The sequence below is a fragment of the Salinisphaera sp. LB1 genome, from assembly GCF_003177035.1.
Classification (GTDB): domain Bacteria; phylum Pseudomonadota; class Gammaproteobacteria; order Nevskiales; family Salinisphaeraceae; genus Salinisphaera.
Genome location: NZ_CP029488.1, coordinates 2,192,212 through 2,212,728, shown reverse-complemented (window position 1 = coordinate 2,212,728; position 20,517 = coordinate 2,192,212). Strand labels below are relative to the sequence as shown.

Here is a 20,517-nt window from a genome sequence, read left to right as displayed (position 1 = left end):
TGCAAGGCTGCAGGCCGTGGCGACGACGTGTTACGCCCAGCTTACAACAGCGCCCGGCGAATCCCTATCCGGCGGGCGGGCGGCTCAGACGGCCGGCCGCAGCCCCGCCGCCGGGCCCGGCATTTCGCCGGCGATGAAACGCGGCTCCAGCGGTCGCTGCACCGAGCGCACGGTATGAATCCGGTCGATCTGCGCCCGCAGCGTTTCCGGCGAGCGGTCGCCGGAAACCGTCAAATCCACATGCAAGCCCTCGGCATCGTGTTCGGCATGCAGGTACTCGACCACGAACCCGCGGCGACGCACAACCTGCAGCAGGCGCTCCAGGCCGGCCGGCTCGAAATCCAGACGGCAGGTGAAGCGATGAAACTCGGCACTATGGGTACAGCACATGGCTCAGGCCTCGGCGATCGACCGCCTGGCAGCGGTCAGCGGTTGGGGTGACAACGATGCGGCGTGCAGCATCTCGCGGTTGGAGCGGCCGGGCGCGACGGTCGGCCACACGTTGTCCGCGCGGTCGATCGCGACGTGCAACAAGGCCGCACCGGGGGTGGCGAACAGGGTCCGCAGGCCGGATTCGATCTCGCCCCAGCAGGTCACCCGATGCGTCGGGATATCGAAGGCGGCCACGAGCGCGGCGAAGTCGGGATTGTCGTCCAGATCGATCTGGCTTTCGCGGTTGGCATAGAACAGCTCCTGCTGCTGGCGCACCAGACCCAGGCAGGCATTGTCGGCGAGCACAATCTTCACCGGCAGACGATGCCGGCGGATCGTGGCCAACTCCTGGACGTTCATCATGAACGAGCCATCGCCGGCGACGTTGATGACCGTGCGCGCTGGATGCGCGAACTGGGCGCCGATCGCCGCCGGCAGGCCATAGCCCATCGTGCCCAGGCCGCCGCTGCTCAGATGATTGCGCGGCGCATCGAAGACGAAATGCTGGGCCACCCACATCTGATGCTGACCCACATCACAGGCGACGATGGCGTCGGCGGGGGCGGCAGCCGACAGCGCCCGCACGAACGCCGGGCCCGCGACCGGCGCCGCCGGATCGACGGGCCTCGTGGCCTTGAAACCATCTCGTGCGCGCCAATCCCGGCACTGGCGCCGCCAGGCCGCGATCGCCAGCGGGCGCTCGGCCAACACCGCGGCCAGATCCGACAGCGTGGGGGTGAGTTCGCCGCGCAGGGCAAACTCGGCGCCGCGCCGCTTGTTCAGTTCGGCGGCGTCGATATCGAGATGGATCAGCCGTGCATTCGGCGCAAAACCGTCCAGGCGCCCGGTGGCCCGGTCGTCGAGCCGCGCGCCCACCACCAACAGCAGATCGCAGGCATCGACCGCCTGATTGGCCGCCTTCGAACCATGCATGCCGAGCATGCCCAGATCCTCGGCGGACGCGCGTCCGGCGTTGCCGATGCCGTTGAGGCTGTGCACATGCGGCAGGCCCGAGGCCGCCACAAAATCCCGGAATGCCGCCTCGGCGCCGCCGCGGCTCACGCCGCCACCGCTGTAGAGCAACGGCCGCCGCGCCCGGCGCAACAGATCGAGGATGGCCGCGAGTTCCGCGTGCGCCGGGCCACGGGCCGGCGCACGCCGGGGCTCGGCCGCTGCAATGCGCGCCGCGACTGTCACCTCACCCTGTAGCACATCCTTCGGGATATCGATCCAGACCGGCCCCGGCCGGCCGCTCGCCGCCAGCCGCAGCGCCTGGTCGATGGCCGGGCCGACGTCTTCGGGCCGGGTCACGAGCGCACTGTGCTTGACGATATCCAGCGTCATGCCGAGCACGTCGACTTCCTGGAAGGCATCCGTGCCGATCAGGGTCGAGGGCGTTTGCCCGGTGATCACCACCATCGGCACCGAATCGCGGTGCGCGTTGGCGACGCCGGTGATCAGGTTGGTCGCGCCCGGGCCCGAGGTGGCAATGGCCACGCCGACCCGGCCGCTGGATCGGGCATAGCCATCGGCGGCGAGCGCGCAACCCTGTTCGTGCCGGCACAGCACGTGGGTGACCCCGGCGCTATCCACCAGCGCGTCGTACAGCGGCATGATGCAACCGCCGGGGTAACCGAACACGGTATCGATGCCGTGCGCCTCGAAGATTTCCAGGATTTGTTGTGCTGCGTTCATCGCCTGTCTTCCATTGATCGTCTTGCCGGTCGACCGGCCAAAAAAAACCCCCGGAACCTTGCGGTGCCGGGGGCTTCGGAGTGCTGGGTGATCGGATGTCGGTCTATGTCATCGCCTCACGCACGCCAAAACCCCCGGTGGATACGAGTACCACCAGGGCGCCTACGATGCGTACGTTGATGAGATTGAACAGCATGGCTGTGCGGTCGAGCCAACATCCGGTAACAACGGAGTTAGAAGCTACGGCGCCGCCACTCGGCTGTCAACGCCGCTGCGGCGTGTTGCCGTTTCACCGCGGCTCGCGCCGGCGCCCATCTTGTCGCAGCCCCCAGCAGGCGCCGCCGTTTCGGGCCGTTGCGGCCTTTCAGCCCCGGCGCCAGGGGGCAAACCACGCCAGCCCGGCTTCCGTGTCATCGCGCGGGGTATATTCACAGCCGATCCAGCCGGCATAACCTGCCGCGTCGAGCCGCTCGAACAACCACGGGTAGTTGAGTTCGCCGTCGTCGGGTTCGTGCCGCTCGGGCACGCCCGCGATCTGGATATGGCCGATGCGATCCCGGCCGGCCCGGAACGTGTCCCAGACATCGCCGTCCATGATCTGGGCATGATAGAAATCCATCTGCACCGCCACGTTCGTCGCCCCGAGCTCATGCACGATCGCATGCGCGGCCGCCTGCCGGCTCAGGAAGTACGCCGGCATGTCGCGCGTGTTGATCGGCTCGATGAGCGCGGTGATGCCGTACTCGGCAAACCGGCGCGCCGCATGCGCGAGATTGTCGAGAAACGTCTCGTGCATGGCATCGAAATCCGCCGGCGCGGCCATGTTGCCGGCCATGACGTGCACCCGCGGGCAGTGCAGCCGCTCGGCATGAATCAGAGCGTCTTCGATCCCCGCTCGAAACTCGGCCTGGCGCCCGGGCAATGCAGCAAGGCCGCGCTCCCCGGCCTGCCAATCCCCCGGCGGGGCATTGAACAGCACCAGATCGAGATCGTGCGCAGCGAGCTGGCGGGCGATCTCGTCGGCGTCGTGGGCATAGGGAAACAGAAACTCCACAGCCGCGAAACCCGCTCGCGCGGCGCGCTGAAAGCGCGCAATGAAGTCGACTTCGTTGAACATGAGGCTGAGATTGGCAGCGAAACGCGGCATATCGAACGCCCTTTCAGGATGACGGCCCGGCACGCGCAGCAACGCGCTCGCCGACACGCCGACCGTTGTCCAGACAATCGCCCACGGCGATGCCGTCGCGCCAGTTGCCAGCGAGCGATAGCCCGGGGTGACGGGCCAGAGCGGCGTCGACGGCAGCCAGGCGGTCGAGGTGGCCGATCTCATACTGTGGAATCGCCTGCGGCCAACGCACGACGCGCTGCCAGACGGGCGCACCGCGGATCCCCAGCAGATCGCTCAGATCGGCGATGGCCTGGCCAATATGCGTGGCATCGTCCTCGTCCGTGATCCCGGGCGAACGGCGCCCGCCCAGAAACACGCTGAGCAGATGGTGCCCTGCGGGCGCACGGTTCGGGAACAACGACGATGGGAACAACACGCCCAGCGTCTGGCGTTGTTCGACATGCGGGATCAACAGCCCGAAACCGTCGAGCGGATGCGCGATATCGGCGCGCCGAAATCCGAGCGATACGATATTCACCGGCGGATAGACGATAGCCGCCAACGGCCCGGCCAGCGCCGGGTCCAGCGGCGCCAGCAGACGCGCGGCGACATACGCGGGAACCGCCAACACGAGCTCGGGCGCCCGCCAGCGGCGGCCGGCATCATCCTCGGCCACCCAGTATGCCCCTTCGCGCGCGACGCGCTGGATCCGGCAATTGCAGGCCAGAGTGGCATTGGGACGCGTGGCGATAACCTCGGCCAATCGATCGGCGAGCCGTTGCAGCCCCTGCGGGAAACTCAGCAACTTGCCGCGCCATTCACGCGGCATCGACGCCGGCTCGCGGTTCGAGGTCAACAGCCGTGACAACCCGCCGCGAATCAACGAGCCGTGCGCGCGCTCGAGTTCGACCAGCCGCGGCATGGCGGCCGCGGCCGACAAGCGTTGCGGGTCGCCCGCGTAGACGCCCGACACGAACGGATCGACCAGACGCTCGAGCACCTGGGTTCCCAGCCGGCGGGTCACGAACGTCGCCAGGCTTTCGTCATCCGAGGGGCCGCGCCCGACGAACGGCTCACGCAGCAGACTGCCCCAGCCGCGCCAGCCGATCAGTGGGTTGCCCGGCGCGTTCCAGATCCGCGTCGGCAGCGCCACCGGCTGTCCGTCGAGTGCGACGAAGCGCTTGCGACTATTCGGGTTCGCGGGCTGGGCCTCGCCCAGCAGCGACAGCTCGCGGACCAGGGCATACAGCGGCGGCTTCATGATCACGGTGTTCGGACCGTGCTCGATCTGCCATTCGCCCATGCGCTCGCTGCGCAGGGCACCGCCGACCCGGTCCGAGGCTTCCAGCAGCGCGACCTGTCGACCGGCCTTGGCCAACGACCACGCCGCTGCCAGTCCGGTGGCGCCACCGCCGACCACCAGCACGTCTCGGTCAAAGGCCTCGGGCATAACGCCTCACGTTCGGAAAATCAGGCTTTAGTATAAGCATCCGAGCGGCAGGTGTTACGGCAGATGACCGGGACATTCCAGCCATCCAGCCCGGCGCTCCCATCCGTTGCCGGGTTGACCCACATCAAGCCCGCGGCATCCGCGCGCGGCGAAACTGGAACCCCGGACCGTTGGAACCGTCGCTATGCAACAGACCCTGCTCGTACCGCTCGATCTCAATCAGGCGTCCACTTTCAAGAGCATCTTCGCTGCCGTGGAACGCATCGCGGACTCGAAGCCGGCTCACGTCATCCTACTGACCGTCATTCCCGAAATCACGGCCGGCGTGCTGCCGTTCGTCGGCCTCGACGAACTGAACGATATCGGCAGTCTCGCCTACGACCAGCTCGAGCACGTGGCCCGGAAATGGCTCGGTGAGGCCGTGACACCGGAAATCGAGGTCCGCATCGGCCCCATCGCGCGTACGATCGTGCAGCGCGCCGACCATTTCAATGCCGACATGATCATCATGGCCTCACACAACCCCGTCCATTGGGACGTGCTGCTCGGCAGCACGGCGGCCCAGGTGGTCCGGCACAGTGATCGTTCGGTCCTGGTCGTCCGGCAACACACGGCAACCGAGCCGGACGCGGTCGACCCGGTCAGCCGCGATGCGCTTTGCCTCTGAGCCGTCGCAGGGTTACCGCCCGGGAACCGGTCGCGATCGCGTTTCCAAGCATCGCGCCAGGATCGCCGCGCCCCGACGCGACACGGCACCTACGGCCAGGTCAGCCCTGTTATTTTTTCGACGGCAATGGGCGCATCGCCTGTGACCAGGGCGGGCGCTGCCATTCCGGATGCTGTTTCCATTCCACCTTCAACGCACGAAACCAGCGTCTGACCGCCGCGACCGACGGCAGCAGCGGCGTGTGGCACAGCTCGAAATGTATGCCGCTGATGGGGTCGTCGAAAAAAACCGCATAGTAACCGGGCGTGTAGGCCGAATACTCGGCGGGCGGATCGGTAACCTCGACGCGGTTGTGCAACAGGAAATCCTCGTGGAAAGCGTCCACTTCGCGCCGGTTTCTCGCCCAGAGGGCGACGTGATGAATCCCCGGCGAGTGATTCCTTGAGCTCAACGGGGCCCCGCCCGAGGCTGGCTGGATCCCGATATAGCTGTGGAAGAACGGAAAACGGGCCATGTAATACGTGGACCGATAACCGATATCCAGCGTCCAGAAGCTGCGATAGCCGAGCCAGCCGAACATTCGGTCGAAGAATGCAATCGATTCCTCATAGCGAAGAACCGAGAACTCGACGTGATGTACACCCTTCCATCTCATGACAAGCCCCATCTGGATCGAACCGCGCCGGCCCACACGCTCGTGCGGCGCATCCTGAGGCTGCTACAGCCAACGCGAGCACGGCCCCTGCGGCCCTGCCGGCAATCCCGATCTAACGCGCGGGGCGCGCGGAGCCGGCAAGGCCCATCATGTCGAGCCTTGCCGGCCCCGACGCCGTACCGATCGATCAGATAAAACGCTTCTGTTCGGTCTTCGCCGCCTTGGCGGCGCGTTTCTCCTTCAGGGTCCGCGTCGGTTTCTTCTTGTCCAGCTTCTTTCGATCCATTCCCTTGCTCATGACACACGCTCCTGCCTGTTCATTCTGGTAATGGCAAATGCCTTGTCGTCGATGCTGCCCGGGTGCACCCGGCGCCTCCAAGGCCCGCCGGGCCGTCTTCTCGAACGCGGCCCGTGGCCGTCGGATGCGCAACTCGCAATCGTGGGCGCCACCGCCTGCAGCTCGTGTTGAGTGTATGCCAATTCGCGAGCGGGCGAACGAAATAGTTGCGGCTTGCAGTCGCCACCGTCACACGACACCGCGAGGCCCGCCCACGCAAAAAAGCGCGGCAACCCAAGGCCTGCATCCGATGCACATCGTATGGCGCGGTTATTTCATCTTTTTAGCGACGACCTCGACCCGTCTACTGCCGCATCGGCGCAACGATTTCACGGCCGGTCGCATCCGAAACAGTTGCGTGTGTCGATCTAACATCTGAGCGGCTGTTTGGCCGCCGTATGCTCAGGAGAGCGATTGATGAACACAATAGCCAGAAGAATCGGCACTGCGGTTGTTTCCACCCTGCTCGGTTGCAGCATCTTCGCCTTCGGTGCGGGCGTTGCAACGGCCAGTGGCATGCAAAACCAGGCGCCCATGGTGGGCGGCGCGCCGATGTATGCATCGAAGACCATCGTACAAAACGCATCACAGGCTGCGACTCTGACCACCCTCGTTGCCGCGGTCAAGGCCGCCGGCCTGGCCGGCACGCTGTCGGGGCCGGGCCCGTTCACCGTATTCGCGCCCACCAACTCAGCCTTCGACGCCTTGCCCGACGGCACTGTTGCGACCCTGCTCAAACCTGCCAACAAGGCCCAGCTGCAAAAAATACTCACGTACCACGTGATCAGCGGTGACTATGATTCGACGTCGCTGATGCACATGATCGCCGCCAACGGCGACCAGGCGATGCTGGAAATGAAAACCGTGGAAGGCGAGCCGCTCACCTTCAGCATGCAAAACGGCAACCTCACGGTGACCGACGCCCAGGGCAATACGGCGACCGTCACCCAGGCCGATGTGACCCAGTCGAACGGCGTGGTTCACGTCATCAACAAGGTGCTGATGCCGTAGCGCCCAATCCCATTAGGGCGACACAAAACACAGGTCACGGGGCTCAGAGCCGACGTGGCCTGTGCCGTTTTCGCCGCCCGGGCGGCCACCGTCCAACACCGGCACCACGGATTTGACGACCGCATGCATAGCCAACCTTTACATTCTCCACTGATTGCTTTCTACGGACAGCCGGCGTAATTTCGAACCACGCTCGACCGGGAGACGTTTCATGCGTCGCGACTCAGCCGCCAGCGAGATCGATCCCCCGCCCGCCGCTTATGTGTTGCCGGACGGCCCGAAGGCCCCTTTCCTGCTGCGAATGCTGCGGGCTCGGTTCGATCGCAGCCAGTCGATGTCGCTCGATCAGCGCCGCGCCCAGTACGGGCCGGATTTCACGCTCAAGCTGCCGTTGTTCGGCCAATGTCTAGTCATCAGCGAACCGGGCGAAGTGCGCCAGATCTTCAAGGCCGATCCAGCCGATCTCGGCAATATGGAACCCAATCTCGGTCGCGTCATGGGCTCGGGCTCGCTATTCGCCCGCTCCGGCGAATCGCATCGCGCGCAGCGCAAGCTGCTCACCCCGGCCTTCCACGGCAGTCGTCTGGCCGAATATCGCGTCTTGATGGCCGAGGAAGCGCGCGCCGGCATGGCCGCCTGGCCGGCCGGCCAACCCATGGCCAGCCTGCCGGCCATGAACGCGATCACGCTCAACATCATCCTGCGCACGGTCTTCGGGGCCGAAGGCGAGGATCTGAACACCTTGCGGGGCCTGCTGCCGCGCATGGTCAAGCTCGGCTCTGTCCTGGCGGCCACACCGATTCCCGAATGGGACCTGTTCGGCCTCGCCCCCTGGGGCCGCTTCAACCGCATGCGTGCCGAGTACGACGCCATCGTCGGCCGGCTGATCGAGCGTGCGCGAGCCGATCCGGACATCGCGGCGCGCCACGATATTCTCGCCATGCTCATCGGGGCACGCTACGACGACGGCACGCCGATGAGCAACGGCGAGATTGCCGACGAACTCATTACCCTGCTCACCGCTGGCCACGAGACCACCGCCACAACGCTCGCCTGGGCTGTCGAACGACTGCGTCGTCATCCCGCGTTCATGGCGAAACTGGTCACGGCCGTCGACGACGGCGACGACGCGCTTTTGAACGCCTTCATCAACGAAGTGCAGCGCACGCGTCCGGTGATCGCGATGACCTTCCGCAAGGTGCTCGCCGACGGCTACGCCATCGGTCGCTGGCGCGTGCCGCGCGGCATGCACATCATGATCGGCATTTCACTGGTCCAGACCGACCCGCGCCTGTTCGACGCGCCGCACCGCTTCCGCCCCGAGCGCTTTATCGACCAACGCCCCGATCCCTACGAACTGATCCCGTTCGGCGGTGGGGCGCGCCGGTGCATCGGCGCCGCATTCGCACACATGGAACTGCGGATCGTGCTTCGTACCCTGTTGACCGAGCACATCATCAGCCCAACCGACCAACGCAGATCGTACGCTATCCGCGCCGCCCCGCATGAAACGGCCGAAGCCCGACAAGCCGGGCGCGCGCACGCCCCGGCGCCCCGACTCGAACACCACCGCGCCACGCGCGCCGTGCGATCATGTCGCATGAACGACTTCACCGAACTCGCCCTGCGCCAGGAGCTGATCGACAGCGCCTCGGCCCGCGGATTTGCCCGCCCGACCCCGATCCAGGCCCAGACATTGCCCGCCATCCTCGATGGCGCCGACGTGCTGGGACAGGCCGACACCGGAAGCGGCAAGACCGCCGCGTTCGGATTCGGACTGCTCAACAAGCTGGTTGTCGACCTGGCTCGAACCCAGGCGCTCGTGCTGTGCCCGACGCGCGAACTGGCGGACCAGGTCAGCCAGGCATTGCGTCAATTCGCGGCCGCCATACCGAACGTCAAACTGATGACGCTATGCGGCGGCGCCCCCATGCGCGCCCAGGTCAATTCGCTCGGCCAGCCGCCGCATATCGTCGTCGGCACGCCCGGGCGCGTGCTGGCGCACCTGCGGCGCGAGAGCCTGGACACGAGTGCCTTGCAGACCCTGGTGCTCGATGAAGCCGATCGCATGCTCGACATGGGCTTCATCGCGGATATCGAGGCCATCGTCGGCTACTTGCCCGGCCAGCGGCAGACCCTGCTCTTCTCGGCGACCTGGCCCGAGGCCATACGCGACATCTCGAGCCGACTGCAGCGCAACCCGAAGCAGATCACCGCGACCCGCGGCGAGAGCCCGCCGCTACGCATCGCCCAGGTCTTCCATCTTGTCGATGATGCCGACAAGCTGACCGCCCTGGAACGGGTTCTGGCCGATTCCAAGCGGCGCCAGAAGACATTCTCTCAGGCCCTGGTGTTCTGCAACCGGCGCGCCGATGTCGATCGCGTCTGTGCGCATCTGAACAAGCGCGGGGTTTCGGCGCTGGCGTTGCACGGCGACCGCGAACAGCGCGAGCGCGACGAAGTGCTGCTGCGTTTCGCCAATCAGAGTTGTGCCGTGCTGGTCGCGACCGATGTGGCCGCACGCGGCCTGGATATTGCATCGCTGCCATTGGTGGTGAGTGTGGACCTGGCCCGCGATATCGATACCCACACGCATCGTATCGGCCGCACCGGCCGGGCCGGCGAATCGGGGCGGGCGGTGTCGTTCTGCACGCCGCGCGAACGCGAGCGCGCCGAGCGCATCGCCGTCGCCGCCGGCATTCGGCTGAACTGGTCGCGCTGGCCCGACAACGACGGCTCGGCCCGTGCCGAGCCGCCGATGACCACATTGGTCATCCAGGGCGGCCGGCGCGACAAACTGCGCCCGGGCGATATTCTCGGCGCGCTGACCGGCGAAGGCGGGTTGAACGGCGACGAAGTCGGCAAGATCGAGATCACGCCCATGCGCGCCTACGTCGCCGTCGCACGATCCCGAGCCAAGCCCGCGCGTGACCGGCTGCGGCAATCCGGAATCAAGGGCCGCCGCTTTCGCGTGGGCGTGCTGGGCGATTGACCGGCGCGATCACAAACTTGGCAGCTCTCCTCCGGATCGGACCTGCGGCAGTCATTCTGCTGCGGGAGACCGTGCCTTATCGGGCATACGGCGGCAACTACCAGACGCCCGGAGCACCCGCTCGGTTACTTTCCGCCAGAGAGTAACGCGGCCGCGTCGGGATCGATGCGCCCCGGTTCGTGCTCAGTTCAACCCGAGGATTTCCCGGTTGCGTTCGTCGCTCGCCTGGTCGTCGCCGGCGAAATCGTCGAATGTGGTGGTGGCCGGGCTGATCATGTGGTCGCGTATGAAACGCGCACCTTCGGCGGCGCCCTGTTCCGAGTCCTTTATGCAGCACTCCCATTCCAACACCGCCCAGCCGTCGAAGCCGTACTGGGTCAATTTGCTGAAAATGCTTCGAAAGTCGACTTGTCCGTCACCCAGCGAACGGAACCGGCCGGGGCGGTCTACCCAGCGCTGATAGCCGCCGTAGACGCCGCTGCGCGGACTCGGACGAAATTCGGCGTCCTTGACGTGGAACATGCCGATACGCTCGTGATAGCAGTCGATGAAGCCCGTGTAATCCATTTGCTGCAGCAGGAAATGACTGGGGTCGTAAAGTATCTGCGCCCGGGGATGACCATCGACCTTGTCGAGAAAACGCTCGAACGTTACGCCGTCGTGCAGATCCTCGGTCGGATGGATTTCGAAACATAAGTCCACCCCCTCGGCATCACACACGTCCAGTATCGGGCGCCAGCGCCGCGCGAGCTCGGTGAAGGCCTCGTCGACGAGTGCTTCGGGTTGTTGCGGAAAGGGATAAAAGAACGGCCACAGCAAGCCGCCGGAGAAGGTCGCCAGTTTGCTCAGGCCGAGACGGCGGCTGGCTTTGGCCGTCAACTCGAGCTGCCTCGTGGCCCAACGCGTTCGGGCCTCGGCATCGCCATGCACATGGGCGGGCGCGATGCTGTCGAACAGCGCATCGCCCCCTGCCGGCACGGCGACAAGCTGGCCCTGGAGGTGCGTGGACAGCTCGGTGATGGTCACCCCCGCGGCTTCGCACTGGCCCTTCAGTTCGTCGCAATAAGTCTGGCTGGTGGCCGCCTTTTCCAGATCGATACAGCGCTCGTCGCCGCTGGGGACCTGGATTCCTTCATAGCCGTGGGACGCCGCCCAACGGGCGATGCGGCCCAGCGCATCGAACGGCGACCGGGCCGCGAGGAACTGAGCGAGAAAAATGCCGGGCCCTTTCATTCCCGAATAGTTTTCATGTGCCATGATCGTCGGTCCTCCGACTGGATGTTTTTAGACGTGGCGGAGCGCGGTCCACTGGCTGCCCTGGCTGTGGCTGGTCAAGGCCGCCTCGATAAAGGCCATGCCCCGCCGGCCCTCGACGCCGCCAAGCAAACCTGGCACTTCACGCCGGCCTGCCCTGATCGCAGAGGCAAAGTCCGCGTAGAGGTTGGCCATGGCCTCGAGATAACCTTCCGGATGGCCGCCGGGCAGACGGATTCTCTCGCGTGCGGCCGGGTACAGGCCGGGCTGGTCGAGCCCCGAGCGATAAAAAAGCGCCGGCTCGCCACGGCGCCGGTACAGCAGTGTCGATGGCGCCATTTGCCGCCATTCGAGCGCCCCTAGATCGCCATAAACTCTTATTTTCAGTGCATTCTCTTCACCGGTGCAGATTTGGCTCGCAATCAGCGTCCCGGTCGCTCCCTGTTCGGTGCGCAGGAGTATGTCGCCGTCGTCATCGAGCGAGCGCTGCGCCCCATACGTACCGAGTGCTGCGCATACTTCGGCAATGCGATGACCGGTGATGAATTCGGCCAGGCTGAACGCATGGGTGCCGATATCGGCCAGGCAGCCACTTTTGCCGGCGGTCGAGGGTTGGGTCCGCCAGACCGCCTGCTTGACCCCCCGGGCTTCGGGCTCATCGGCCAGCCAGCCTTGTGGATATTCAACATGTATCTTGCGTACCGCGCCGATCCGGCCATCGGCGACCAGCGCCCGGGCCTGATGCACCATCGGATAGCCGTTGTAGGTATAGGTCAGCGCATAGACCCGGTCGCTGGTCTCAAGCAGCCTGCCCAGCGCCATGGTTTCGTCCAGACTGACCCCGGCCGGCTTTTCGCACATCACATGAAATCCCATTTGGATGGCGGCACTTGCAATCGGCACGTGCAGGTTGTTCGGGGTCGCGATCACGATGGCAGCGGCACGCTGGTCGGCGGGCAACTCCGCCTCCCGCCCCAGCATCGTCTGCCAGGTGTCGTACACACGCGAGGCCGGCAGGCCCAGCGCCGCGCCGGAACGGCGATTGTTGTCGGGGTCCCGACTCAGGGCGCCGCAGCAAAGCGTGAAATGATGGTCGAGCATGGCCGCGCGACAATGGGCCTTTCCAATGAAGGCGCCCTCACCGCCGCCGACCATGCCGAAGTGGATGGGTGTGTCGGATTCGGTCTCCATAGATCACTCCTTTGGCGGGGTCTGACAGACAAACCGTTCTTTATCTTTTCTTCGCGACTTCGCCCGGGTCCGGCCGAGACACTGACAGCCGCTTTTCGGAAGTCGCGTCGAACAGGCGAACATCCTCGCGTGCGACATAAAGCATGACGTCCTCGCCGCGCTCCACGGTCGGGCGGCCCGCCTGCGCGATGACGAGCGTTTCCGGTCCGGCGGTGGCGTTGACATAGGTCATGCTGCCGGTCGACTCCACGGTGTCGACCGTTGCCGGCAAGCCAATGCAGTTCGGCCGTTCCACGAACGAGATTTGCTCGGGCCGCAGCCCCACGAGCACATCGCGACCGGCCTCCACATCGGCCGCCACCGGCAATGTCTGCCGGCGATCCAGGCGCACGCTCAGGCCACCGGGACCGCTGACCGCGGCAATGAAGTTCATCGCCGGCGAGCCAATGAAGCTGCCGACGAAGCGGTTGACCGGCCGGTCGTAAAGCTCCAGCGGCCGGCCCTGTTGCTCGATGCAGCCGCTGCGTAGCACCACGATATGATCGGCCATAGTCATCGCCTCGACCTGGTCGTGCGTCACATAGATCGAGGTCGCACCGAGCCGCTCATGCAGTTTCCGGATCTCGCCACGCATACGGACGCGGAGCGCGGCATCGAGATTGGACAACGGTTCATCGAACAGAAATACCTTGGGATCGCGCACGATCGCCCTGCCCATGGCGACGCGCTGGCGCTGGCCGCCGGAAAGCGCCCGGGGCATGCGGCCAAGAAGAGCTTCGAGGCCCAGTGTACCGGCCGCCTCGCGCGTCGCCGCCTCGATTCGGCTCTTTTCCATCCGTTTGATGCGCATGGAAAAATTCATATTCTTTTCGACTGTCATGTGCGGATAAAGGGCATAGGACTGAAACACCATCGCCACGTCGCGCTGTCGCGGCGGGCTATGGGTGACGTCGTCGCCGGCAATGCGAACCGCGCCAGACGATGCCTTCTCCAGACCCGCGATGGTGCGCAGCAGGGTCGACTTGCCGCATCCGGAGGGCCCCACCAGCGCCACGAAGGCACCCTTCGGCACCGCGAGCTCGATGTCATGGAGCGCATGAAAATCGCCGAAATGCTTGTTGAGCTTGTCGATTTCGATCTGTTGCATGACCGGACTCACTTCAGCGCGCCAGCGGTCAAGCCGCTGACGATGCGCCGCTGCAGAAGAATGAAGATGATGAGAATGGGCGTTACATAGATGGCCGCGTAGGTCATGATGTCGGACCAGTCGCTGCCGTTGGGGCCCATGAAACTCATCAGCCCGACCGTCGCCGTCTCGTACTGGTCCTTCGAAATCAGCGAGCGGGCGTAGACGTATTCGCCGAAGGACTGCAAAAACACCAGAACCGAGGTCACCAGAATGCCGTTGCGCGCCAGCGGTAGATTGATCCGGACAAAGGCGCCGACACGCGAGGTGCCATCGACCAGTGAGGCATCCTCGAGCGCGCGCGGCACCTGCAGGAAGGTGGCGCGGCAGAGCACGATGTAGAGCGGCAGCATCTTGGCGGACTGGGCGAGGATTACCGACAGCCGCGGCCACTCGAGCAAGCCAGCCAGATTGAAGGCCACGAACAGGGGTGTGACCATCAGCGACGACGGCAGCACTTGCATCATCAGAATCGAGAATAGCGCGATGTCGATCCAGATATTGCGATAGCGTGCCAGCACATAGGCGCAACCCGTGCCGAGCAGCGCCACCAGTGCCGTCACCCCGCCCCCGACGAGCAACGAGTTGAGAAGATAATGCCCCATCCGGGTTTGTTCCCAGACCGATACAACGTGGAGATGCGGCACCTTGGGCCAGAAGTCCGGCGGGTTCTTGAAGATTTCCGCGCCGCTCTTCAGCGCCGTGACATACATCCAGTAAAGCGGAAAGAGATAGATCGCGGCAAAGGCGAGACCGACGACGAGCAGGACATAGCGCTTCATACGTTCGCCCTCACGCAACGTGCTCATGACGCGTCGAGCGCGTGTAAATCAAGGCCACACCGATGACGACCAAAATCATCAGCACGGATACCACGCTGCCCTGCGACAAATTGTAGGTCTGGAATGAAAGCTGCCAGGACCAGTACTGCGCGACGTTCGAGGCATTCGACGGCCCGCCCTGCGTCAGGGCCGCGATCAGGTCGAACTGTTGCAGGGTAAAGATAATGCCAAGCGCTGTGACGGCACCGATCTGCGCGCGCATCAGCGGCAGGGTGATCGAGCAAAACCGCCGCAAGGCGCCGGCGCCATCAAGTTTGGCGGCCTCGTAGATATCGTCCGGAATCGCCGCAAGCCCCACCGACAGAAGAATAATGTTGAAGGGAATGCCGAGCCAGATATTGGCAATGACGATGGAATAAAGGGCGTAGTTGGGGTTGGATAGCCAGTAAATGGGGTCGTCGATCAAGCCGAGCGACGTCATGAGGTAGTTCAGAACGCCGAAATCCCCAGCGAGAATCCATTTCCAGACCGCGCCGACGACGAGCGCCGGCATGATCCAGCCGGCCAGGAACAGCCCCCGCAGATATTGCGCCCCGGGAAAGTCCTGCCGAAAGTACAGTGCCAGCCCGAAACCGATCGAAAGCTGGAAAACGATCGATAGCACTACGAATTTGACCGTGTTCCAGAAAATCGGCAAGGCCAGCGGGTCACTCAGTACGGCTTCATAGTTCTTGAGGCCGACAAACGGCCGGTCGAGCGAGGCGAGGTTAAACAGATCCACAGACTGCAACGACATGATTACGTTGTAGACGATCGGAAACGCCGAAAAGACGAACAGATAGGCCACCGCGAATCCGACCAGCAGCGCGTCGAAGCCGCGCCCATCTCGTATTGATCCGAATAGGCTTTGCATCAGCACGCCCCCCGGGTCGCAGACGCATCGGCGCCGCAGAGCAGAGAAGGCGCGGGCCGACCTCCCCATTTCGCGCTCCGGCTATTATTTCCCGGTGACACTGTCAATCCTCTTCTGCGCCGCGGCGAGCGCCGCCTTGGCACTTTTCTGATGGGTCAGCGTCTGCTGCACGGCCGAGTAGATCGCCTGGGATATCCTGGACCATTCGGGGCTCGGACCGCGTACCCGAGCGTACTTCATGCTTTTCTTGAAAACGCGGAAACTCTTCGGCCATTTCGGGTTCTTCACCGCAACCCTGGAGGCCGGCAGGTAACCAAAGCGGTTCCATACCGTCGGCATCTGTTTGTAGGCGAATTCCAGGAACTTGAAGGCCGCCTCCGGGTGCTTGGTATTGGCGAGAATGACATTGTCGCCGCCACCGAGCGCCGAGGCGTGCTGGCCGTTTTTGGCCGGGATCGGCAGCATCGCGGCTCGGAAGTCGAAATGCGCGTTCTTCTGCATTCGCGGCAACTCCCACGGGCCGGAAATCGCCATCGCCGCGTTGCCGGCGACGAATGTCGCGGTGCTTTCCCACTGACTGTGAACCAGAGTGTCGGGCGAGGCGATCTTTTGGTCGATGAACTTCTTCCACAGATTGAGCGCACGCGCCGCACCGGGCGTGTCGATGCGATTCCAGTTGCCACCGGTCATCTGCACCCAGGGAAGGAACTGGAAGGTGCCTTCGCCATTCGCCTTGGCGCAGAACGTCAGTCCGTAGACGTTCTTCTTCGGATCGGTCAGTTTCCTGGCATCCTGATAGAGCGCTTTCCAAGTCTTCGGTGGCTTGTTCGGATTAAGCCCGTGTGCCTTGAACATATCGGCGTTGTAGTAAAGCACCAACGTGTTGGCGCCGCGTGGGATGCCGTAGATCGGCTCTTCTGCACTGACATGCGCTAGAGAGGGATGACTGCCGCCGACAAATCCGTTTCAATACAAGCTCCTACACAAATACAGAAGGGGTTTGTAGATGGCGGCAACCATCCCAAGTTGGATTGTTGGTCTGCGCGGGCAGTGCGTCAAGGGCGTGGCGTGGGACGAAGCTCGTGGCACGCTGGTGTTTCACTGCGACCGCGATCGCCGCTTCGTGCCGGTGGATCACCGGAGCGGCGCACGAGGCACCGTCAATCGACGGCTGCGTCGCGAGGTTCAGGATCTGCCGATCTGGGGCCGCTCAGTGACGCTCTCGATCGCGTACTGTCAGCTCAAGATCGGGGCGACGGATCGCCGTATGGAACGGCTGTCGTTCGTCGAGCCCGGCCATGGCTTCACACGCCGCTATGCGCGGTTTGTCAGCCAACTGGCTCGGCATATCAGCATCGCCGCCGTCGCGGCTTACACCGGCCTGGCGTGGCGTACGGTCAAGGCTATGGACGAACGGGCGTTGACGCGTGATCTGCCGGCTCTGGATCCTGGCGCACTGACCGGCCTGCGGCATCTGGGCGTCGACGAGGTCGCCCGCGCCAAGGGCCATGATTATCTGACCATCGTCTACGACCTCGAGTCCGGCGATCTGGTATGGGTCACCGAGGGCCGTCGCAAGGCCGGCCTGACGGCGTTTTTCGATCAGCTCGATGAGCCCGTTGCCCAGGGCATCGAGGCCGTAGCCATGGATATGTGGAAGCCCTTTGAACAGGCGGTGGCCGAGGCGTTGCCGAACGCCGCCATCGTCTTCGATCGCTTCCATGTCATGCAGCAGTATTCGAAGGTGATCGATACCGTCCGCCGAACCGAGTTCAAGCGGGCAACCCACGCCGACAAGCAGGTCTTGGTTGGCAGCCGTTATCTGCTGCTCAAAAACGCCGAACGCTTGAGCGATAGCCAGGCCGCGCGACTCGATCGGTTGCTCGCCGTCAATGGCCCGCTCAACGCAGTCTATGCCTTGAAAGAACAGCTCCAGCAACTGTGGCACGCCCCAGCGAGCTTCACCGTCATGGGCCAGCGCCTGGATGCCTGGTGTGCCTTGGCCGAGGCCACCGGGCTGGCCCCCATGAAACGCTTCGTGGCGATGCTACAGCGGCATCGCACCGGGATCTGCAACTACGCGGCCCACCCCATCACCACCGCCCGACTCGAAGGCGGCCACGTCGCGATCGGGTTGATCCGTAAACGCGCTCGCGGACTGCTCGATACCGAATACTTCAAACTCAAAATCCGGCAAAGCGCAACGCCCGAACCACCCCTTGGCCTGTACGCTCTGACCGGATGATTGGCTCAAACCATGTCACAAGAGCCCGTAGATCTTGCTTTTCCAGGTCACCGCCTTGAGCGGCCCCGGATAAATGTCACGGGTATCGATGACATTCGACTTCTTCACGTAGGGGGTGAGATTGAGAAGCAGGTGGCGCGAAGCGAACAGGGCCACGTCCGGATTGTCGACATAGGTGATATCGGGCCCCCCACCGGTCGCCATCGCGCGGGCGAGCTGGTGGACCATGTCGCTGAAATCGACCGTCTTGACGTGGATCTTGATGTTCGGATTCTGTTTTTCGAACGCCTTGGCGAGCACATAGTCGTATTGCCCGGGATGATCGATCGTCCAAACGGTTAACGTGATGGGGGACGCCTGCGCGGCGATCGACCAGACCAGTAGTGCCGAGCCGGCGATCAATAGGGAAAATCGTTTCGTTGTCATCTCCTCCTCCTTAATTTTCGACGCCCGGGCGCTCTCGCGGCGTTGCCCCGGGCGCCGTCCCGTCAGCCGGGATTTTCCAGGTAGTCGCCACCACGGCAGGACTTCAGGTAGTTCAGGCCGGCGACCTGGCCGGTCATTTCCAGGGCATCGCGATACACGGGGTCATGCCAGCCCTCGATGTCGATCGATCCGGTCCAGCCGGCCAGCCGCAACTCTGAAATGACGTCCGTCCAGTTCGTATCACCGAAGCCGGGGGTCCGCATGAACACGCACGGCTCCTTGCCCAAGACACCGTGCTCGCGAATCACATCCCAGCGGATCGTGGCGTCCTTGCCATGCACGTGGAAGAATTTCGACGCCCATTTGCGAATCTGCGGCAGTGGGTCGATGAGATAGACCATCTGGTGGCAGGGCTCCCATTCGAGCCCGATGTTGTCGGCCGGTAGCAGGTCGAACATCAGCTCCCAGGCATCGGGGTTGTGGGCGATGTTCCAGTCGCCACGGACCCAGTTGCCGTCCATCGCACAGTTCTCGAAGGCGATCCGCACGCCGTTGTCGGCCGCCCGCTTGGCCAGGTCCGACCACACCGCCTTGTAGCGCGGCAGGCTGGCCTCGATCGGCTGGTCGCGCAGGCGCCCGGTAAAGCCGGCGATGGTGGTGGCGCCGAAGTGATGCGCGTTGTCGATCAGCGCCTGCCAGCCCTTGAGCGTCTCGGTATCGATTTCGGTCCGCTCGAGCGGGTTGCCGAACATGCCCAGCGTCGACATGGTCACGTCGGCGTCGCCGATCGCCTCCTGCAGCTCGCCCGCCAGACGCGGCAGATCCTTGTTCATCACCTGCCAGAAAAACGGCTCGATACTCTCGAAGCCGTACGGCAAGATGTCGCGGACATAGCCGGCGGGGTCCTCGGCGTTCGCCTTGATCATGGTTCCGATGCGGATATCCTTGGCCGGGTCGCTCACAGCTGGGCTCCTTGTTTCAGGTCGTGATGTCGATGCGTTGCCCGGTCTCAGCGCTCTCCATCGCGGAAAGCACCATGGCCAGGCTTTTGATGTTCTCGTGGGCAACGGTTTCCGGCGCGGGCCCGCCGTTGACCGCGTCGATGAAGTCCCGAAGGACGCCGAGGTGGCCGTCGACCCGTCCGCCGCGCTCGGCCAAGGGGGCCAGCGGCGGCACGTCGACCGCCGTGACGGACGAGAACAAGCCGGGCCCGGCCCCGTTTTCCAGAACCTCGGCGCAAAGCGAGTCCGCACCGTCCCAGACCACGGAGCCGCGCGTGCCAACGATGCGCCAGCCCCCTTCCCAACTCGTTGCCAGCCCGTTGGCACACCAGCTGCCCCGATAGGTGAAGACCGCGCCCGCGGCGAGACGGAAGATCGCCGCCGCCGAGGCGCCGCTGGCATACCAGGAATTGCTCGGCTCCCACTCCTCGGCATAGACGGCGACCGCGTCGTCGCCGGCGAGGTAGCGGCCGGCATCCAGAGTATGGATGGCCATGTCGAGCAGCAGAACGTGGGGCATTTCCTCGCGAAAGCCGCCGAAGTGCGGGCCCAGAAAGAAATCGGCGTGCAGACTCGTCACCTCGCCGATCGCCCCCCTTTCGATAAAGGCCCGCAGACGACGGACCGGCTCGATGTAACGGCGGTTCTGGACGACGGCGTGCAAACGCTGGGCCGCGTCGGCCCGGGTCAGAAGGTCGCGCGCCTCGGCAAGCGTCGGCGCCAACGGCTTTTCGGAAAGCACATCGCAGCCGGCGGCCAGCGCCTTGCTGACGACCTGATGACGCGCCGACGGCACCACCACATCGAAAACAAGATCGGGCCCGGTCTGGGCGAGAACGGCATCGAGATCGTCCCCGACGACCACCGCATCGAGCCCGAATTCCCCGGCCCGCCGGCGGGCCTGCCGCTGATCGATATCGACCAGACCGACGATGGCAAGGCCGTCGATTTCGGCGGCGGCCTGCAGCCAGGCCCGGCTCATCGAGCCACAGCCCACGAGGACGGCTCGCATCATGCTCTCCTCCCGTTTACGGCCGGAAACCATTGGAAGTGTCGTCTGTTTATTTGGCTCGTAAACGTTTACGATAAAAATATAACAAGATTATTCCTGTCAACACTTTTTTCTGGATAATCTGGATGGAGACCGCGAACGTACCGTCAGAAAGAAGACA

The 20,517-nt window shown here is 64.3% G+C and carries 19 protein-coding genes and 1 pseudogene; 5 read left to right on the top strand and 15 right to left on the bottom strand.

Annotated features, from left to right (window positions below):
• Window positions 1-84: 84 nt before the first annotated feature.
• The 4 genes from SALB1_RS09975 to hemG form a co-directional block, all read right to left on the bottom strand.
• Complete coding sequence (locus SALB1_RS09975) at window positions 85-390, bottom strand: ACT domain-containing protein (RefSeq protein ID WP_109993726.1); 306 nt, start codon at window positions 388-390, stop codon at window positions 85-87.
• A 3-nt stretch (window positions 391-393) separates the two neighbouring features.
• Entirely contained in the window at window positions 394-2,127 is a 1,734-nt protein-coding gene (gene ilvG, locus SALB1_RS09970; protein WP_109993725.1) for an acetolactate synthase 2 catalytic subunit, read from the bottom strand.
• Between the two features lie 364 nt (window positions 2,128-2,491).
• Window positions 2,492-3,274 (bottom strand): 2-oxo-tetronate isomerase, encoded by a 783-nt coding sequence (otnI, locus tag SALB1_RS09965; protein ID WP_109993724.1) that lies wholly within the window; start codon window positions 3,272-3,274, stop codon window positions 2,492-2,494.
• 13 nt (window positions 3,275-3,287) lie between these two features.
• A complete protein-coding gene (gene hemG / locus SALB1_RS09960) occupies window positions 3,288-4,685 on the bottom strand; it encodes a protoporphyrinogen oxidase (protein WP_109993723.1) in 1,398 nt (465 codons plus the stop codon).
• 184 nt (window positions 4,686-4,869) lie between these two features.
• Here hemG and SALB1_RS09955 point away from each other — a divergent pair, with 184 nt between their 5' ends.
• Window positions 4,870-5,352, top strand: coding sequence for a universal stress protein (locus SALB1_RS09955; RefSeq protein ID WP_109993722.1), 483 nt, complete (start codon window positions 4,870-4,872; stop codon window positions 5,350-5,352).
• Window positions 5,353-5,461: 109 nt separating this feature from the next.
• Here SALB1_RS09955 and SALB1_RS09950 read toward each other — a convergent pair whose 3' ends face one another.
• Both SALB1_RS09950 and SALB1_RS19915 read right to left on the bottom strand, forming a co-directional pair.
• Window positions 5,462-6,007 (bottom strand): VOC family protein, encoded by a 546-nt coding sequence (locus tag SALB1_RS09950; protein ID WP_109993721.1) that lies wholly within the window; start codon window positions 6,005-6,007, stop codon window positions 5,462-5,464.
• 187 nt (window positions 6,008-6,194) lie between these two features.
• Entirely contained in the window at window positions 6,195-6,437 is a 243-nt protein-coding gene (locus tag SALB1_RS19915) for a hypothetical protein (protein ID WP_370453173.1), read from the bottom strand.
• A gap of 324 nt (window positions 6,438-6,761) precedes the next feature.
• Here SALB1_RS19915 and SALB1_RS09945 point away from each other — a divergent pair, with 324 nt between their 5' ends.
• The 3 genes and pseudogenes from SALB1_RS09945 (at window position 6,762) to dbpA (ending at window position 10,347) form a co-directional block, all read left to right on the top strand.
• Window positions 6,762-7,355, top strand: coding sequence for a fasciclin domain-containing protein (locus SALB1_RS09945; protein WP_109993720.1), 594 nt, complete (start codon window positions 6,762-6,764; stop codon window positions 7,353-7,355).
• A 211-nt stretch (window positions 7,356-7,566) separates the two neighbouring features.
• Window positions 7,567-8,805, top strand: a pseudogene (locus tag SALB1_RS19910) (cytochrome P450); the annotation flags it as partial.
• A 150-nt stretch (window positions 8,806-8,955) separates the two neighbouring features.
• On the top strand, window positions 8,956-10,347 hold the full coding sequence (gene dbpA, locus SALB1_RS19905) for an ATP-dependent RNA helicase DbpA (protein WP_370453255.1): 1,392 nt from the start codon (window positions 8,956-8,958) through the stop codon (window positions 10,345-10,347).
• A gap of 183 nt (window positions 10,348-10,530) precedes the next feature.
• Here the strand turns inward: dbpA and SALB1_RS09935 are convergent, their stop codons facing one another.
• The 6 genes from SALB1_RS09935 to SALB1_RS09910 form a co-directional block, all read right to left on the bottom strand.
• Window positions 10,531-11,604 (bottom strand): sugar phosphate isomerase/epimerase, encoded by a 1,074-nt coding sequence (locus SALB1_RS09935; RefSeq protein ID WP_199678762.1) that lies wholly within the window; start codon window positions 11,602-11,604, stop codon window positions 10,531-10,533.
• 27 nt (window positions 11,605-11,631) lie between these two features.
• Window positions 11,632-12,792 carry a Gfo/Idh/MocA family protein gene (locus SALB1_RS09930; RefSeq protein WP_199678761.1) on the bottom strand — a complete coding sequence of 387 codons (1,161 nt, stop codon included), beginning with the start codon at window positions 12,790-12,792 and terminating at the stop codon, window positions 11,632-11,634.
• Window positions 12,793-12,832: 40 nt separating this feature from the next.
• Window positions 12,833-13,939 (bottom strand): ABC transporter ATP-binding protein, encoded by a 1,107-nt coding sequence (locus SALB1_RS09925; protein ID WP_109995373.1) that lies wholly within the window; start codon window positions 13,937-13,939, stop codon window positions 12,833-12,835.
• A gap of 8 nt (window positions 13,940-13,947) precedes the next feature.
• Entirely contained in the window at window positions 13,948-14,787 is an 840-nt protein-coding gene (locus SALB1_RS09920; RefSeq protein ID WP_179950656.1) for a carbohydrate ABC transporter permease, read from the bottom strand.
• The gene (locus SALB1_RS09915; RefSeq protein ID WP_109993717.1) at window positions 14,771-15,673 is read right to left on the bottom strand and encodes a carbohydrate ABC transporter permease; all 903 of its coding nucleotides are present in this window, start codon (window positions 15,671-15,673) and stop codon (window positions 14,771-14,773) included. Before SALB1_RS09915 ends, SALB1_RS09920 begins: the two co-directional genes overlap by 17 nt.
• An 84-nt stretch (window positions 15,674-15,757) precedes the next feature.
• On the bottom strand, window positions 15,758-16,582 hold the full coding sequence (locus tag SALB1_RS09910) for an extracellular solute-binding protein (RefSeq protein ID WP_109993716.1): 825 nt from the start codon (window positions 16,580-16,582) through the stop codon (window positions 15,758-15,760).
• Window positions 16,583-16,679: 97 nt separating this feature from the next.
• On the opposite strand from SALB1_RS09910, the gene SALB1_RS09905 reads away from it, so the two are divergent.
• Window positions 16,680-17,918 (top strand): ISL3 family transposase, encoded by a 1,239-nt coding sequence (locus SALB1_RS09905; protein WP_199678594.1) that lies wholly within the window; start codon window positions 16,680-16,682, stop codon window positions 17,916-17,918.
• Between the two features lie 15 nt (window positions 17,919-17,933).
• Here SALB1_RS09905 and SALB1_RS09900 read toward each other — a convergent pair whose 3' ends face one another.
• The 3 genes from SALB1_RS09900 to SALB1_RS09890 form a co-directional block, all read right to left on the bottom strand.
• Window positions 17,934-18,344 carry an ABC transporter substrate-binding protein gene (locus SALB1_RS09900; RefSeq protein WP_109993715.1) on the bottom strand — a complete coding sequence of 137 codons (411 nt, stop codon included), beginning with the start codon at window positions 18,342-18,344 and terminating at the stop codon, window positions 17,934-17,936.
• A gap of 62 nt (window positions 18,345-18,406) precedes the next feature.
• Window positions 18,407-19,306: a sugar phosphate isomerase/epimerase gene (locus SALB1_RS09895; protein WP_109993714.1), complete on the bottom strand. Its 900-nt coding sequence runs from the start codon at window positions 19,304-19,306 to the stop codon at window positions 18,407-18,409.
• 16 nt (window positions 19,307-19,322) lie between these two features.
• On the bottom strand, window positions 19,323-20,360 hold the full coding sequence (locus tag SALB1_RS09890) for a Gfo/Idh/MocA family protein (RefSeq protein ID WP_109995371.1): 1,038 nt from the start codon (window positions 20,358-20,360) through the stop codon (window positions 19,323-19,325).
• Between the last annotated feature and the right edge of the window lie 157 nt (window positions 20,361-20,517).

Coding starts and splice junctions, on each gene's coding strand:
- SALB1_RS09975 (WP_109993726.1), bottom strand. CDS start 390: ATGTGCTGTACCCATAGTGCCGAGTTTCATCGCTTCACCTGCCGTCTG.
- SALB1_RS09925 (WP_109995373.1), bottom strand. CDS start 13,939: ATGCAACAGATCGAAATCGACAAGCTCAACAAGCATTTCGGCGATTTT.
- SALB1_RS09905 (WP_199678594.1), top strand. CDS start 16,680: ATGGCGGCAACCATCCCAAGTTGGATTGTTGGTCTGCGCGGGCAGTGC.
- dbpA (WP_370453255.1), top strand. CDS start 8,956: ATGAACGACTTCACCGAACTCGCCCTGCGCCAGGAGCTGATCGACAGC.
- hemG (WP_109993723.1), bottom strand. CDS start 4,685: ATGCCCGAGGCCTTTGACCGAGACGTGCTGGTGGTCGGCGGTGGCGCC.
- ilvG (WP_109993725.1), bottom strand. CDS start 2,127: ATGAACGCAGCACAACAAATCCTGGAAATCTTCGAGGCGCACGGCATC.
- SALB1_RS09935 (WP_199678762.1), bottom strand. CDS start 11,604: ATGGCACATGAAAACTATTCGGGAATGAAAGGGCCCGGCATTTTTCTC.
- SALB1_RS09930 (WP_199678761.1), bottom strand. CDS start 12,792: ATGGAGACCGAATCCGACACACCCATCCACTTCGGCATGGTCGGCGGC.
- SALB1_RS09900 (WP_109993715.1), bottom strand. CDS start 18,344: ATGACAACGAAACGATTTTCCCTATTGATCGCCGGCTCGGCACTACTG.
- SALB1_RS09915 (WP_109993717.1), bottom strand. CDS start 15,673: ATGCAAAGCCTATTCGGATCAATACGAGATGGGCGCGGCTTCGACGCG.
- SALB1_RS09950 (WP_109993721.1), bottom strand. CDS start 6,007: ATGAGATGGAAGGGTGTACATCACGTCGAGTTCTCGGTTCTTCGCTAT.
- otnI (WP_109993724.1), bottom strand. CDS start 3,274: ATGCCGCGTTTCGCTGCCAATCTCAGCCTCATGTTCAACGAAGTCGAC.
- SALB1_RS09945 (WP_109993720.1), top strand. CDS start 6,762: ATGAACACAATAGCCAGAAGAATCGGCACTGCGGTTGTTTCCACCCTG.
- SALB1_RS09890 (WP_109995371.1), bottom strand. CDS start 20,360: ATGATGCGAGCCGTCCTCGTGGGCTGTGGCTCGATGAGCCGGGCCTGG.
- SALB1_RS09920 (WP_179950656.1), bottom strand. CDS start 14,787: ATGAGCACGTTGCGTGAGGGCGAACGTATGAAGCGCTATGTCCTGCTC.
- SALB1_RS09955 (WP_109993722.1), top strand. CDS start 4,870: ATGCAACAGACCCTGCTCGTACCGCTCGATCTCAATCAGGCGTCCACT.